Origin of the sequence: Sphingobium psychrophilum (assembly GCF_012927105.1) — a bacterium.
GTDB classification, from domain to species: Bacteria; Pseudomonadota; Alphaproteobacteria; order Sphingomonadales; family Sphingomonadaceae; genus Sphingobium; species Sphingobium psychrophilum.
In genome coordinates this window covers 601,464-615,443 of sequence record NZ_JABBFV010000001.1, presented here as the reverse complement: position 1 = coordinate 615,443, position 13,980 = coordinate 601,464, and the positions used below count along the sequence as shown (strand labels likewise).

Here is a 13,980-nt window from a genome sequence, read left to right as displayed (position 1 = left end):
GCCCTTGCACTTTACGTAAACGTAAATACATTTCCCCCACATCCAGTGCGCCCACAGGGCAGCCCACGGAGAGGGAAAGACATGGAAGCCTATATTTACGACGCCGTCAGGACGCCCCGTGGCCGGGGCAAGGCCGACGGGTCGCTGCATGAGATCACGCCCCTTCAACTGGCGACGCAGGTGCTGGAAGCTGTGCGCGATCGCACGCAGATCGATACCGCCGATGTGGACGACGTCATCCTGGGCTGCGTCAGCCCGGTCGGCGAACAGGGCGCGGACATCGCCCGCGTTGCGGTGCTGAACGCCGATTATGCCGAAACCGTGCCGGGCGTGCAGATCAACCGCTTCTGCGCCTCCGGCCTTGAAGCCGTCAACATGGCCGCTGCCAAGGTCTACTCAGGCGAAGCGATGTTCGCGATCGGCGGCGGCGTCGAATCGATGAGCCGCGTGCCGATGGCGTCGGACGGCGGTGCCTGGGCGATGGACCCGTCGGTCGCCTACAAAACCTATTTCGCGCCCCAGGGCATCGGCGCCGACGTGATCGCCACCAAGTTCGGCATCAGCCGCGACGATGCCGACGCCTATGCGGTCGAGAGCCAGAAGCGCGCCAAGATCGCCTGGGACGAAGGCCGGTTCAAGAAGTCGATCGTGCCGGTGAAGGATGTGATCGGCCGCGTGGCGCTGGACCATGACGAACATATGCGGCCCGACGCGACGATGCAGTCGCTCGGCGCTTTGAAGCCCAGCTTTCTGGCCTTGGGCGAGGACATGCCGGGCTTCGATACGGTGGCGCTATTGCGCTATCCCGAACTGGAGAAGGTCAACCATGTCCATCATGCCGGCAACAGCAGCGGCATCGTCGATGGTGCGGCCGCCGTGCTGGTCGGCAACAAGGATATGGGCGACAAATACGGCCTGAAGCCCCGCGCCCGCATCCGCGCCATGGCGTCTATCGGGTCGGAACCGCTGATCATGCTGACTGGGCCGGAATTCGTCGCGGGCAAGCTGCTGAGCCGCGCGGGCATGACCACGGCCGACATCGACCTGTGGGAACTGAACGAAGCCTTCGCCTCGGTCGTGCTGCGCTACATGCAGGCGATGAACCTCGACCACGACAGGATCAACGTCAATGGCGGCGCGATCGCCTTTGGCCATCCGCTGGGCGCGACCGGGGCGATGGTGCTGGGCACCGCGCTGGACGAGCTGGAACGAACCGGCAAGGGCACCGCGCTCGTCAACCTGTGCGTCGGCGCGGGCATGGGCACCGGGATCATCATCGAGCGTATCTGAGACAGAAAATAGGACCCGTTCGTGCTGAGTAGGGGCTGAGCCTGTCGAAGCCCCGTATCGAAGCATCCTTCGATACGCCATTTCGACTTCACCTGTGGTGAAGTTTATCCTGAGCGCCTGCTGCAAGCAGGCAGTCGAAGGGCTCAATGGCTACTCAGGACGAACGGATGTTGGGAAAGGTAGCCATACCAATGAACACCATAAACTTCGACATCGACGCCGACGGCATCGCCACGCTGACCATCGACGTCCCCGGCCAGTCGATGAACGTCATCGGCATGGACTTCCTGGCCGACCTGGACGCCGCGATCACCCGTATCGCGTCGGAGGACGCCATCAAGGGCGCAGTGATCGCGTCGGGCAAGGATAGCGGCTTCATGGCGGGCATGGACCTGAAATTTTTCGGGTCGATGCTGGCGAAGGCGGGCGACGCCCCCGCCCCGGCCGCGCTGTACGACGATCTGTTCGTGCTGAACGCGCTGTTCCGTCGCCTGGAAACCAGCGGCAAGCCGGTCGCCTGCGCGATCGAAGGCACCTGCGTTGGTGGCGGGTTCGAACTGGCGCTGGCCTGCCATCGCCGTTTCGTGGGCGACAGCCCGAAGACGCAGCTGGGCCTGCCCGAAATCCTGATCGGCCTGTTCCCCGGCGGTGGCGGGTCGCAGCGCCTGCCGCGCATCATGGGCGTGCAGGCGGCGCTGATGTACATGCTCCAGGGCAAGCTGTTCCGCCCGGCCGAAGCGGCGATGCTGAAGGTGGTCGATGCCGTGGTGCCCCAGGGCACGGCGGTCACGGCGGCACGCGAATGGGTGAAGGCCAATCCCAACGCCAACACCCAGCCGTGGGACGTCAAGGGCTATAAGGTGCCCGGCGGCGCGGGCGGCTTCAACCCCGGCTTCGTCCAGACGATGGCGGGCGCGTTGCCGATGACGCTGAAACAGACGCAGCGCAACATGCACGCGCCGATCGCTTTGCTGTCGGCCGTCTATGAAGGCATCACGCTGCCAATGGACAAGGCGATCCAGATCGAGAGCCAATATTTCGCCAAGGTCGCCGCCGACCCGCAGGCGTCCAACATGATCCGCACCCTGTTCGTCAACAAGCAGGCCGCCGAACGCGGCGCGCGCCGGCCCAAGGGCGAGGCCAAGGCGCCGACGCAGAAACTGGCGATGCTGGGCGCGGGCATGATGGGCGCGGGCATCGCCACCGTCGCCGCGCAGGCGGGGATGGAGGTCGTGCTGTTCGACCGCGACCTGCCCTATGCGCAGAAGGGCAAGGCGCATGTCGAGGAAGTGCTGAAGAAGCGGTTGGGCAAGGGCATGACGCCGGAGAAGCTGGCCGAGACGCTGGCCCGCGTCACGCCGACCACCGACTATGCCGACCTGGCGGGCGCGGACTTCGTGATCGAGGCGGTGTTCGAGGATGTCGCCATCAAGGCGGAAGTGACCAGGCAGGTGGAAGCCGTGCTGGGCGCGGACACCATCTTCGGGTCCAACACCTCCACCTTGCCGATCACGAAACTGGCGCAGGCGTGGACGAAGCCGGAGAATTTCATCGGCGTTCATTTCTTCTCGCCGGTCGAGAAGATGCCGCTGGTGGAGATCATCCTGGGCGAGAAGACCGGCCCCGCCGCGATCGCCAAAGCACTGGATTTCGTCGCGCAGATCAAGAAGACGCCGATCGTCGTGCATGACAGCCGTGGCTTCTACACCTCGCGCAGCTTCGGCACCTATGTTCAGGAGGGTGCGGAACTGGTGGGCGAAGGCGTCAATCCGGCGCTGATCGAAAATGCGGGCAAGCAACTGGGGATGCCCACCGGGCCATTGGCGGTCAGCGATGAAGTGTCGATCGAACTCGGCGTAAAGATCATGAGCGCGGCCAGGAAGGAACTGGGCGACGCCTATGTGCCGCAGGCGTCGGATGACATCATGGTGCAGATGGTCGAGGCAGGTCGCCTGGGCCGGAAGAATGGCAAGGGCTGGTACGACTATCCCGAAGGCGGCAAGAAGCATCTGTCGCCAGTGCTGGGCGAGATGTTCCCGCGCGCGGCGCAGCAGCCCGCTGTCGAGGCGGTGAAGGAAAGGCTGCTCTATCGCCAGCTGATCGAATGTGCCCGCTGCTTCGAGGAAGGCGTGCTGGAAACGCCCGAAGACGGCGATATCGGCGCGATCTTCGGCTGGGGCTTTGCGCCCTATACCGGCGGGCCGTTCAGCCATATGGACACGGTCGGCATCGCTCATGTCGTCGCTGTGCTGGATCGGCTGGCGGCGGAACATGGCCCGCGCTTTTCACCGACGGCGCAGCTTCGTGAGATGGCGGCGAGCGGGGCGACCTTCTATCGGCCTGCGATCGCGCAGGCCGCATGATGGGGGTATAAATCGTAAAGACTGTAGGTTAGGTCTCCCCCGTAATATGTGTTCCCGCGCAGGCGGGAACCCAGTTCTACCGCCGGACTGGGTTCCCGCCTGCGCGGGAACACGCGCTATTTGGGGTGAAAGCATGAGCGACAAACCAACGGTCCTTGTCACGGGCGGCGCGGGCTATATCGGCAGCCATGCCGTGCTGGCGCTCAAGGATGCCGGCTATGGCGTCGTGGTGATCGACAATCTGGTCACCGGATTTGATTGGGCGGTGCCGGACGGCGTGCCATTGGTGCGCGGCGACATAGCCGACCAGCCGCTGGTCGAAGCGACGTTGCGCGCACATGACGTCAAGGCGATCATGCACTTCGCCGGTTCGGTGGTCGTGCCGGAGTCAGTCGACAACCCGTTGAAATATTATCATAACAACAGCGCAAAGACCCGCGACCTGATCGAGAGCGCGGTGCGGGTTGGCGTGCCGCATTTCATTTTTTCGTCCACCGCCGCCACCTATGGCACGCCGGACGTTGAAGCGGTGCGGGAGGATACGCCGCAACAGCCGATCAATCCCTATGGCATGTCCAAGCTGATGACCGAATATATGCTGCGCGACGTGGCCGCGGCGCATCCCATGAATTTCTGCGCGCTGCGTTATTTCAACGTCGCTGGTGCCGATCCGCAGGGGCGCACCGGCCAATCGACGGCCGGCGCAACCCACCTCATCAAGGTCGCGGTCGAGGCGGCGCTGGGCAAGCGCGAGAGCGTCGCCATATTCGGCACCGATTTCGATACGCCCGACGGAACGGGCGTGCGCGACTATATCCATGTCAGCGATCTGGCCGCCGCGCATCTGCTGGCGCTGGAGGCACTGATGGCGGAGCCGGATCGCAACCATCTGCTCAATTGCGGCTATGGCCGGGGCTTTTCGGTGCTGGAGGTGCTGGACGCGGTCGATCGCGCGACCAACATGCCCGTCAAGCGGGTCATGACCGGCCGCCGGGCGGGCGATCCGGGCAAGCTGATTTCCGACAATGGCGCGATCCTGAAAACCTTCCCCTGGACGCCGCGCCATGCCGATCTGGACCAGATCGTCGCTCACGCGCTGGCGTGGGAGCGCAAGTTGGGGGAACGCTAATGAGCGAGGCGAGCGTCCGCGCCTTCTTCGCTACCCACGCGCCCGATGTGGCGATCATCGAACAGGGCGTCAGCACCGCAACGGTGATGGAGGCCGCCGCCGCGCTGGGCGTGGAACCGGCGCGGATCGCCAAGACGCTGTCGCTGCGCGTCGGCGAAACGATCATGCTGGTGTGCGCGCGGGGCGACGCACGGCTCAGCAACGGCAAGGCGAAGGCGGCGCTGGGCGCCAAGCCGCGGATGTTGGGCGCGGACGAGGTGGAGGCGATCACCGGCCATCCGGTCGGCGGCGTGTGCCCCTTCGGCCTCGCCTCTCCCCTGCCCGTCTATTGCGACGTGTCGCTCAGGGATTTCGCCACCGTCTTTCCCGCTGCCGGGTCGCGCACCACATCAGTCGAATTGACGCCCGATCGGCTGGCGGCCTTGACCGGCGGACAGTGGATCGACATTTGCGCGCTGCCTGAAATTACGGAGTAGCTCCATGCCGACCGAACATCTTTTCGTCACCGGGGTTGAAGCCGCCGCCGATATCGCCGCACGCATTGCCGCCATCTTGTCCGATGCGATCGCGCGGCGCGGCGTCGCCAGCATCGCCCTGTCCGGCGGCCGATCGCCCCGACCGGTGCTGGAAGCGCTGAGCCACGCCGATCTCGACTGGGGCAAGGTCGTGGTGACGCTGGTCGACGAACGCTGGGTCGCGCCCGACAGCGCCGACAGCAATGAGAGACTGGTGCGCGACACGCTGCTCAAGGGCGCGGCGGCACGGGCGCGTTTCGTGCCGATGAAGACGCCAGCCGCGGACGCCTATGCCGGGCAGCTGGCGGTCGAGGCGGCTTTCGCCGACCTGCCCTGGCCGCTGGACATCATCCTGCTCGGCATGGGCGATGACGGGCATACCGCCTCGCTCTTTCCGCTGGGCAAGGAACTGGCCGAGGGGCTGGCGAGCCAGGCGCTGACGATCGCGGCGACGCCCCCGGCCGCGCCGCATCAGCGTATGTCGCTGACGGCGCACGGGATTTTGCAGAGCTGCCATATCTTCCTGCAAATCAGCGGTGCGGGCAAGAAGGCGGTCTATGACCGCGCGCTGGCGGGTGGTTCGATTGCAGAACTGCCGATCCGATTGGCGCTGTTGCAGGACAAGGTGCCGGTCGAGGTCTGGATCGCGGAAATCTAATCTAAGAGCCGTTCGCCCTGAGCCTGTCGAAGGGCCTTTCTTTTCTTCCGATCTTCTAGAGGGAAACAGAGGGCTTCGACAGGCTCAGCCCGAACGGAAGAGAAATGTGCGGATCAGGCCCAGATTGCGCTAATCCCGCACCTCATGCGTCGAGATCAGATAGCGCCACACGCCGACCGCATTGATGACCAGCAACGCGACATTCTGCCAGCCTATCCCCTCGCTGTCCTTGTCGAGGAAACCCCAGGCGGTGAGCGCGATCGAGGATGTGACGAACAGTACGAATGCCCACCCGGTTATGCGGCGTCCCAGGTTGAGCGATACGACCAGCGCGGCGATCGTGGCCGCCCCCGCGCCATAATATTGCAGAGCCGTGAGCAGCGTGCTGTTCATGGCCATCGAACGTCCCGGCTATCGACATGGTTGCGGCGCGGCTTTAGGCACGCCTGCATGATCGCCGACATATCCCCCTTCCACGCCATCGCCATCAGCCGCGAAGCCCATGCGCTCGAAGCGGCGGGCCGGTCCATCCTGCATATGGAATTTGGCCAACCGTCGACCGGCGCGCCCGCCGACGCCATCGCCATGGCGCATCATGTGCTGGACACCGAAGCGATGGGCTATTGGGAAAGCATGCCGCTCAAGCAACGGATCGCCCGCCATTATGGCGAACGGCATGGCGTGGCGGTGGACCCCGAACAGATTTTGCTGACCTGCGGCGCGTCGCCCGGCCTGGTGCTGGCGCTGACCTGCCTGTTCGCGCCGGGCGCGCGGGTGGCGACGGCGCGGCCGGGCTATGTCGCCTATCGCAATAATTTGAAGGCGCTTTATCTGGAACCGGTCGAGGTCGCCTGCGGACCGGCCGAACGCTATCAGATCAGCGCCGACGCGCTGGCCGCGATCGATCCTGCGCCCGATGGCCTGATCCTCGCCAGCCCGGCCAACCCCACCGGCACGATCATCCCGGCGGACGAACTCGCGCGGATCGCGGCCGTGTGCGCGGATCGCGGCATCCGCATTATATCCGACGAAATCTATCATGGCTTGAGCTTTGGCGAACCGGCCCATTCGATGCTGGAATATGCGCCCGACGCGGTGATCGTGAACAGCTTTTCCAAATATTACAGCATGGCCGGCTGGCGGCTGGGCTGGATCGTGGTGCCGCCCGCGCTGATCGACGCGGCGCGGGCGCGGATGGGCAATCTGTTCCTGACACCGCCGGTGCTGGCCCAGCGCGCCGGGCTGACCGCGTTCGATTGCACCGACGAACTTGAGGGGCATGTCGAAAGCTACCGCCGCAACCGGCAATTGCTGCTGGACGCCCTGCCCGCGCTGGGCCTGGCCAGCATCGCGCCGCCCGACGGCGCTTTCTACATCTATGCCGACATCAGCCACCTGACCGATGACAGCCTCAGCTTCTGCCAGAAGCTGCTGCGCGACACCGGGGTCGCGACCGCGCCGGGGATCGATTTCGATCCCGTAGACGGCCACCGCTTCATCCGCTTCAGCTTCGCCGTGTCGACCGACCGGGTCGAGGATGCGATCGCGCGGATGGTGCCGTGGTTCGAGGCGCAGGGCGGACGTTAGAGTGGTGGCGGGTTTACGAAGGTCGGCTCTCGGATGCGCATCGCCGGTTAGCGAACATTAGTCGTTCATGTTCCGTACAATCCAAGCGCTTTCGATGGTAGCACGCTCCGCGAACTGTCCGGGCCTGACGGTGGGCATGTTATCCATTGATCGCAGATGATCCTTTATCTCGGACAAGCCTAAGACCCATGCATCGGACATGGAGTGGCTCTCCTCTCCGCAGTAGAACTGAATGTCTCCATCGCTATCATGCGCAAAAAGAAGTACCGGAACACCGCTCCACACATGCTTACATACGATTGATGCCCGATTTTCTGGGAAGGCGTATCCGGCGACATCGATCATGCCGAAATCCTACTTCTTTCGGTGATGCCTGTAATCAGGAAACGACTTCACCGCTAAATGGTCGTCCCCAAACACCGCTCCGGCAGACGCTTCCCTTAAGGCTGCGGCAGGCGGGCCTTCATGGCGTCGATGCGGTCATTCTGCTGGTCCACCAGCGCCAGCGCCGCGCTGCGGGCGGCGTCGATGTCTTCAAGGCCGCCCGCTGCCTTACCGTCAGCCACGGCGTTGCTGCGCGTGACATAGAGGGTGTCGAGGCTGGCGAGCGCCGATACGCTGTCGTTGCGCGCGGATTCAAGCGAACTGATCGCCACCTGCGCCGCGACCCAGGCGTCGCTGGATACGCCCGCGCCCTTCGCTGCGCCAACCGCCCGGTCGGCGCGCGCATAGGCTGCGTCGAAGGCGGCGGCACCCTTGTCCGCCTGCGCGACATGGCGGGTGATTTCCGCCGACAGCGCCGCGTCGGCCGGCACAGGCGCGGCGGGCGGCGCGACAGTCGCAACAGGCGCACTCTCGATCGGCCGCTTGGCGAGCGAAGGATAGCTTTGCGGCGCCCCCGCGCAACCGGACAGGAACAGGGCCAGGGCGGTGAGGAGGCGGCGCGGTGTCATGGCTTTCATCTAGGGCCGCGGGCGATCAGGCGCAATGGCGTGCGCGCCCTCACCATTCGGTCGACGCCCGGATTTACAGTATTTTCCGTTCGCTTCGAGCATAGTCGAGAAGCGGCCAGCGCGGTGCTGCCTTTTCGCTTCGCTGAACTTGGCTTTGCCTCGTTTCTCGACTTCGCTCGAAACGAACGGACCATAGGTAAAGCTATTCAAATCATCGCGGCAGCGCGGCGGCTTCGCGCGCCAGCGCCTCGATCTTCGCTGCGTCCACCGGCCCTTTGGGCACGACCCAGCTGCCGCCGACGCATTTGATGAAGGGCTGGGCCAGCCATTCGGGCGCGTTTTGCGGCGTGATGCCGCCGGTCGGGCAGAAGCGCGCCGTGTGCAGCGGCGCGGCCAGCGCCTTCAACGCCGGCAGCCCGCCCGATGTTTCGGCGGGGAAAAATTTGAAGTGGGTCAGGCCCATGTCCATCCCGCGCATGATGTCGGCGGCGGTGGCGGTGCCGGGCAGGAAGGGGATTTTGGCGGCGATCGCCGCCTTGCCCAGCGGCTTGGTGAGGCCGGGGCTGACGATAAAGCGCGCCCCCGCCTCCATCGCCGCGTCCAGTTGCGCCGGGTTGAGCACCGTGCCCGCGCCGACCACCGCGCCCTCGACCTTGCTCATTTCGCGGATCACGTCCAGCGCGGCGGGGGTGCGCAGCGTCACTTCCAGCGCGGGCAGGCCGCCCGCGACCAGCGCGCGCGCGATCGTCAGCGCGTCCTCGACCCTGTCCACCACCAGCACCGGGATCACCGGGGCCAGTTCCATCACCTGTTCGACGGTCAACTTGCTCATTTTATTTCTCCCGAAACGCTGCGGCGGCCCCGAACAGGCCGATTTCATCATGAATGGCCATGCGGATCGGCACGGTCGCCATCAGGCTTTCGAACCGGCCCTTGGCCTTGAAACGGGTGTGGAAGCCGCTGTGCGGCAGGAAATCGCGCATCCGCTGCGTCAGGCCGCCGGCCAGCACGACGCCGTGGGGGCCATGGGCCAGCGCCAGGTCGCCCGCGATCGATCCGTAACAGAGGCAGAAACGCTCCAGCGCGGCGCGCGCAAAGGAATCGCTACCGTCAAGCGCGGCCTGCCACAATTCGGGGTCTTCCATCAGCACGACGCGGTCATGACCGATCGTGCCCAGCGCCTTGTAGATATAGTTGAGGCCCGGCCCGGACACGATCCGTTCGGTCGATACGCGCAGGAATTTGTCGCGCAGATAGGAAAGGATCTTTTCCTCGATGGGGTCGAGCGGCGCGAAGTCGAGATGGCCGCCCTCCGTCGCGATGACATGGGGATGGCCCTGGTCGTAGGCGATCAGCGCGACGCCCAGCCCCGTACCTGGCCCCAATATGGTGACGCCACCATCGGTGGGAAAGGGTTTGTCCTCACCGAACAGCAGCGGCAGATTTTCGTCCGGCAGGCGCGACACGGCATGGGCCACCGCTTCGAAATCATTGACCAGCCGCACCGTATCGACGCCAATGTCGGCGGCCAGCGTATCGGCGCGGATCACCCAGCTGCTGTTGGTCAGCTTGATGACGTCCCGCCCGATCGCGGTGGCGAAGGCGATCGAGGCCGCCCTGGGCAGGGCACCGTCGGCCTTCTCGTCTTCGGCGAAGGCGGCCCAGCAGGCCTGGAGGCTGGGATAGTCGGCCACCTTATATTTGCGCACGGTGCCGAGCGTCGGCACGCCCTTCGCGTCGAGCGACGCGCGGGCGAAACGGGCGTTGGTCCCGCCGATATCGGCGGCGATGATGTCGGTCATGTTCAGACCCCTTGATATTTAATCGTGATCCCCGCGAAGGCGGGGATCCATCTCCAAGCGTAACGGCTGGCCGCCATGTCGGGAGATGGATTCCCGCCTTCGCGGGAATGACGAGGATTAATGGTTCAAAGCTCGCTTTCCATCGCCGCCAGGATCGGCGACGCGCCCTGTTCGGCCAGGTCGCTATGATGGCGGAACAGCGCGAACAACTCGCGGCCGGTGTCATAGGGCGGCGGCGGGGCGGCGGGGATGTCCCGTGCCGCCCATGTCGCTGCATCGACCAGCGCTTCGACCATGCCCGTCTCCGCGCACACCCGCACGACGTCGCCATCGCGCAGCTTCCCGATCGGGCCGCCGCCCAGTGCTTCAGGCGACAGGTGGATGGCGGCGGGCACCTTGCCGGACGCGCCGGACATGCGCCCGTCCGTCAGCAACGCGACCTTGAACCCGCGATCCTGCAAGACGCCGAGCGCCGGGGTCAACTTGTGCAGTTCGGGCATCCCGTTGGCCTTTGGCCCCTGGAAGCGGACGACGACCACGACGTCGCGCTCCAGTTCGCCGTCCTTGAACGCGCGCAGCACATCGTCCTGGTCCTGAAATACGGCGGCGGGTGCTTCGATCGTCCAGCGGACCGGATCGACCGCGCTCACCTTCATGACGCAACGGCCCAGATTGCCCTGGAGCAGCCTCATGCCGCCGTCCGCGCTGAACGGGTTGGCGACCGGGCGCAGCATCGCATCGTCGCGCGACGCGGGCACCTCGCGCCATTGCAGCGCCTCGTCCTCCAGCACCGGTTCCTTGCCATAATCGGTCAGGTCGGCGCGCGCGACCGTCATGACGTCCCGATGCAGCAGGCCATTGTCCAGCAATTCCCGAATGATATAGGCCATGCCGCCCGCGGCGTGGAAATGGTTCACGTCGCCCGATCCATTGGGATAGACCCGCGCCAGCAGCGGCACGACGTCGGAAATCTCGGCAAAATCGGTCCAGTCGACATGGATGCCCGCCGCCCGCGCGATGGCGGGGACGTGGATCGCATGATTGGTGGAACCACCCGTCGCCATAAGGCCGATGATCGCGTTGACGATCGCCTTTTCATCGACGCAATGACCCAGCGGCCTGTAGTCGTCGCTATCCCATCCAATGTCCGCCACCCGATGCGTCGCTGCGCGGGTCAGTTCGCTGCGCAGCTTCGTGCCCGGATTGACGAAGGCAGAGCCGGGCATGTGCAGGCCCATCATCTCCATCATCATCTGGTTGCTGTTGGCCGTGCCGTAGAAGGTGCAGGTGCCAGCGCCATGATAGCTGGCGCTTTCGGACTCCAGCAGTTCGTCGCGGCCGACTTTCCCCTCCGCATAAAGCTGGCGGATGCGGACCTTTTCCTTATTAGCCAGGCCCGATGGCATCGGCCCGGCCGGGATCAGGATGGTGGGCAAATGCCCAAAGCGTAACGCCCCGATCAGCAGGCCCGGCACGATCTTGTCGCATATGCCCAGCAGCAACGTGCCTTCGAACATCGCATGGCTCAGCGACACGGCGGTCGACAGCGCGATCGTGTCGCGGCTGAACAGCGACAGGTCCATGCCCGCCTGCCCCTGCGTCACGCCGTCGCACATGGCCGGCACGCCCCCTGCCACCTGCGCCGTGGCGCCGACTTCGCGCGCCGCGATCTTGATCTGCTCCGGGTAGCGGCCATAGGGCTGATGCGCCGACAGCATGTCGTTATACGACGTCACGATGCCGATGTTCATCGCCCGGCCGGTGCGGATCACGGCCTTGTCCTCGCCGCTCGCGGCAAAGCCATGGGCCAGGTTGCCGCAGGACAGCTGGTCGCGGTTGGTGCCGGCGTCACGGCCCCGTTCGATCAGGTCGAGATATTTCAGGCGCGACGCGGCGCTGCGCTGCACGATACGGTCGGTGACCTTGGCGATCACGGGGTTCAGTTCAGTCATGCCAGCTGGCTCCGTCACGTTCGATAAGGGCAATGGCCGAAGACGGACCCCAGTTCCCCGAAGAATAGGCGGCGGGCTTCACATGCGCCTCTTTCCACCCGTCGATGATGCTGTCGATCCAGGTCCATTGCGCCTCCACTTCGTCGCGGCGCACGAACAAAGTCTGGTCGCCGGCCAGCAGGTCCAGGATCAGCCGTTCATAGGCGATGCGGCGGCGCTGTCCGGCAAAGGCGGCGGTCAGCGACACGTCCAGCGTCACCTCCTCCAATTGCACCTGCCGCTCCAGCCCCGGCCGCTTGGTCATGATCTGGAGGCGGATATATTCCTCCGGCTGCAACCGGATGACCAATGTGTTCGGCTCCAGCCCGGTGCCGCCGCCGCCATGCTGCCCGTCGCGGCCGAAGATGCTGTGGCGCACCGGCTTGAACTGGATCACGATTTCCGACTGGCGCGCGGGCATCCGCTTGCCGGTGCGCAGGTAGAAGGGCACCCCCTGCCAGCGCCAATTGTCGACATGGGCTTTGAGCGCCACGAAGGTTTCGGTGTCGGACGGCTGGCCCAGTTCGTCGGCATAGCCGGTGACGATCTGACCACCGACCGCGCCCGGCGTATATTGGCCGCGCACGCTCAGATGCTTGACCGTCTCGGCCGTCATCGGCCGCAGCGAGCGCAGCGCCTTCACCTTTTCGTCGCGCACCGCGGTCGGGTCCATGCGGGCGGGCGGCTCCATCGCGATGATCGACAGGATCTGGAGCATGTGGTTTTGCACCATGTCGCGCAGCGCGCCGACCCCGTCATAATAGGAGACGCGGCCTTCCAGCCCCACCGTTTCACCCACGGTGATCTGCACATGGTCGATCGCGGTGGCGTTCCACAAAGGTTCGAACATGACGTTGCCAAAGCGTAGCGCGAGCAGGTTCTGGACCGTTTCCTTGCCCAGATAATGATCGACGCGGAAAATCTGCTCTTCGGCGAACAGCGCGCCGATCCCGTCATTCACCTGGCGGGACGAGGCCAGATCCTTGCCGATCGGCTTTTCCATCGCAATCCGGGTGCGCGGCGTGATCAGGCCCGCCTCGCTAAGCCCCTGCGCGGTCGGCGCGAATAGGGATGGCGGGGTGGACAGATAGACCGACAGGCCGCGTTCCAGACGCCCGTCGATCCGCTCGGCCAGTTTCGCGAATTGATCGGCATTGCCGGCATCGACCGGCTGATAACCGATCAGTGCGACGAACCGCGCCGCGCGCTCCGCGTCATAACGGTCGGCGGGCAAGAACTGGTGCAGCGCGGCATCGACTTCCTTGCGGAAGGCATCGTCGTCCATCTCCGACCGGCCCGACGCCACGATCAGGAAGTCGTCGGGCAGCAACCCGTCCGACAGAAGATTGTAGAGCGATGGGAAGATCATGCGGCGGGCCAGGTCACCCGTGGCACCAAATAACAGGAACGTAGCAGACGGCTCGGTCAAAGGATGGTCCTTCTCCGTTTGAAGTTGTCTATGTCTGCACGAAGCCGCCCTTATAGCGGTCGCGGATCGTTACGCAAGAAGGCTATCGATCAAGTCGGTGCGCTGCAACAAGATGGCGCGAAAAGGCGGAATAGTGGCGGGAACTTCCCCGGCCGTCGCGCGATTGAAGGGCTGTATATGCCGAAGGGGCCGATCACCCGATGGCATGATCGCTGCACGATGGGTAGGCCTGACGGCCTGCCGCCACCCTATTCCAATCCACA

The 13,980-nt window shown here is 64.9% G+C and carries 13 protein-coding genes; 6 read left to right on the top strand and 7 right to left on the bottom strand.

The window, feature by feature from the left end; translation table 11 throughout:
* Positions 1-81 precede the first annotated feature (81 nt).
* The 5 genes from HHL08_RS03130 to pgl all read left to right on the top strand — a co-directional run bounded on the left by HHL08_RS03130 (position 82) and on the right by pgl (position 5,955).
* On the top strand, positions 82-1,290 hold the full coding sequence (locus tag HHL08_RS03130; RefSeq protein ID WP_169570992.1) for an acetyl-CoA C-acetyltransferase: 1,209 nt from the start codon (positions 82-84) through the stop codon (positions 1,288-1,290).
* 191 nt (positions 1,291-1,481) lie between these two features.
* On the top strand, positions 1,482-3,653 hold the full coding sequence (locus tag HHL08_RS03125; protein ID WP_169570991.1) for a 3-hydroxyacyl-CoA dehydrogenase NAD-binding domain-containing protein: 2,172 nt from the start codon (positions 1,482-1,484) through the stop codon (positions 3,651-3,653).
* A 133-nt stretch (positions 3,654-3,786) separates the two neighbouring features.
* Positions 3,787-4,782 (top strand): UDP-glucose 4-epimerase GalE, encoded by a 996-nt coding sequence (gene galE / locus HHL08_RS03120; RefSeq protein ID WP_169570990.1) that lies wholly within the window; start codon positions 3,787-3,789, stop codon positions 4,780-4,782.
* Entirely contained in the window at positions 4,782-5,258 is a 477-nt protein-coding gene (locus tag HHL08_RS03115) for a YbaK/EbsC family protein (RefSeq protein ID WP_169570989.1), read from the top strand. The genes galE and HHL08_RS03115 overlap by 1 nt, the downstream gene beginning before the upstream one ends.
* A 4-nt stretch (positions 5,259-5,262) precedes the next feature.
* Entirely contained in the window at positions 5,263-5,955 is a 693-nt protein-coding gene (gene pgl, locus HHL08_RS03110) for a 6-phosphogluconolactonase (RefSeq protein WP_169570988.1), read from the top strand.
* 129 nt (positions 5,956-6,084) lie between these two features.
* Here pgl and HHL08_RS03105 read toward each other — a convergent pair whose 3' ends face one another.
* A complete protein-coding gene (locus tag HHL08_RS03105) occupies positions 6,085-6,348 on the bottom strand; it encodes a hypothetical protein (RefSeq protein ID WP_169570987.1) in 264 nt (87 codons plus the stop codon).
* A gap of 57 nt (positions 6,349-6,405) precedes the next feature.
* Between HHL08_RS03105 and HHL08_RS03100 the strand changes: the two genes are divergently transcribed.
* The gene (locus tag HHL08_RS03100) at positions 6,406-7,542 is read left to right on the top strand and encodes a pyridoxal phosphate-dependent aminotransferase (protein ID WP_169570986.1); all 1,137 of its coding nucleotides are present in this window, start codon (positions 6,406-6,408) and stop codon (positions 7,540-7,542) included.
* A gap of 57 nt (positions 7,543-7,599) precedes the next feature.
* Here HHL08_RS03100 and HHL08_RS03095 read toward each other — a convergent pair whose 3' ends face one another.
* From HHL08_RS03095 to zwf, 6 genes are all read right to left on the bottom strand, one after another.
* The gene (locus HHL08_RS03095) at positions 7,600-7,887 is read right to left on the bottom strand and encodes a hypothetical protein (protein WP_169570985.1); all 288 of its coding nucleotides are present in this window, start codon (positions 7,885-7,887) and stop codon (positions 7,600-7,602) included.
* A 95-nt stretch (positions 7,888-7,982) separates the two neighbouring features.
* A complete protein-coding gene (locus tag HHL08_RS03090; protein WP_169570984.1) occupies positions 7,983-8,495 on the bottom strand; it encodes a hypothetical protein in 513 nt (170 codons plus the stop codon).
* Positions 8,496-8,706: 211 nt separating this feature from the next.
* Positions 8,707-9,327, bottom strand: a complete 621-nt coding sequence (eda, locus tag HHL08_RS03085; protein WP_169570983.1) for a bifunctional 4-hydroxy-2-oxoglutarate aldolase/2-dehydro-3-deoxy-phosphogluconate aldolase — start codon at positions 9,325-9,327, stop codon at positions 8,707-8,709.
* Position 9,328: 1 nt separating this feature from the next.
* The gene (gene glk, locus HHL08_RS03080; protein WP_169570982.1) at positions 9,329-10,297 is read right to left on the bottom strand and encodes a glucokinase; all 969 of its coding nucleotides are present in this window, start codon (positions 10,295-10,297) and stop codon (positions 9,329-9,331) included.
* A 125-nt stretch (positions 10,298-10,422) separates the two neighbouring features.
* On the bottom strand, positions 10,423-12,249 hold the full coding sequence (gene edd, locus HHL08_RS03075; protein WP_169570981.1) for a phosphogluconate dehydratase: 1,827 nt from the start codon (positions 12,247-12,249) through the stop codon (positions 10,423-10,425).
* Entirely contained in the window at positions 12,242-13,717 is a 1,476-nt protein-coding gene (gene zwf, locus HHL08_RS03070; protein WP_169570980.1) for a glucose-6-phosphate dehydrogenase, read from the bottom strand. The genes edd and zwf overlap by 8 nt, the downstream gene beginning before the upstream one ends.
* Positions 13,718-13,980: the final 263 nt, after the last annotated feature.

Bases quoted from the DNA above. Each gene is read 5' to 3' on its own strand.
- HHL08_RS03130 (WP_169570992.1), top strand. From the start codon at position 82: ATGGAAGCCTATATTTACGACGCCGTCAGGACGCCCCGTGGCCGGGGC.
- HHL08_RS03125 (WP_169570991.1), top strand. From the start codon at position 1,482: ATGAACACCATAAACTTCGACATCGACGCCGACGGCATCGCCACGCTG.
- galE (WP_169570990.1), top strand. From the start codon at position 3,787: ATGAGCGACAAACCAACGGTCCTTGTCACGGGCGGCGCGGGCTATATC.
- HHL08_RS03115 (WP_169570989.1), top strand. From the start codon at position 4,782: ATGAGCGAGGCGAGCGTCCGCGCCTTCTTCGCTACCCACGCGCCCGAT.
- pgl (WP_169570988.1), top strand. From the start codon at position 5,263: ATGCCGACCGAACATCTTTTCGTCACCGGGGTTGAAGCCGCCGCCGAT.
- HHL08_RS03105 (WP_169570987.1), bottom strand. From the start codon at position 6,348: ATGAACAGCACGCTGCTCACGGCTCTGCAATATTATGGCGCGGGGGCG.
- HHL08_RS03100 (WP_169570986.1), top strand. From the start codon at position 6,406: ATGATCGCCGACATATCCCCCTTCCACGCCATCGCCATCAGCCGCGAA.
- HHL08_RS03095 (WP_169570985.1), bottom strand. From the start codon at position 7,887: ATGATCGATGTCGCCGGATACGCCTTCCCAGAAAATCGGGCATCAATC.
- HHL08_RS03090 (WP_169570984.1), bottom strand. From the start codon at position 8,495: ATGACACCGCGCCGCCTCCTCACCGCCCTGGCCCTGTTCCTGTCCGGT.
- eda (WP_169570983.1), bottom strand. From the start codon at position 9,327: ATGAGCAAGTTGACCGTCGAACAGGTGATGGAACTGGCCCCGGTGATC.
- glk (WP_169570982.1), bottom strand. From the start codon at position 10,297: ATGACCGACATCATCGCCGCCGATATCGGCGGGACCAACGCCCGTTTC.
- edd (WP_169570981.1), bottom strand. From the start codon at position 12,249: ATGACTGAACTGAACCCCGTGATCGCCAAGGTCACCGACCGTATCGTG.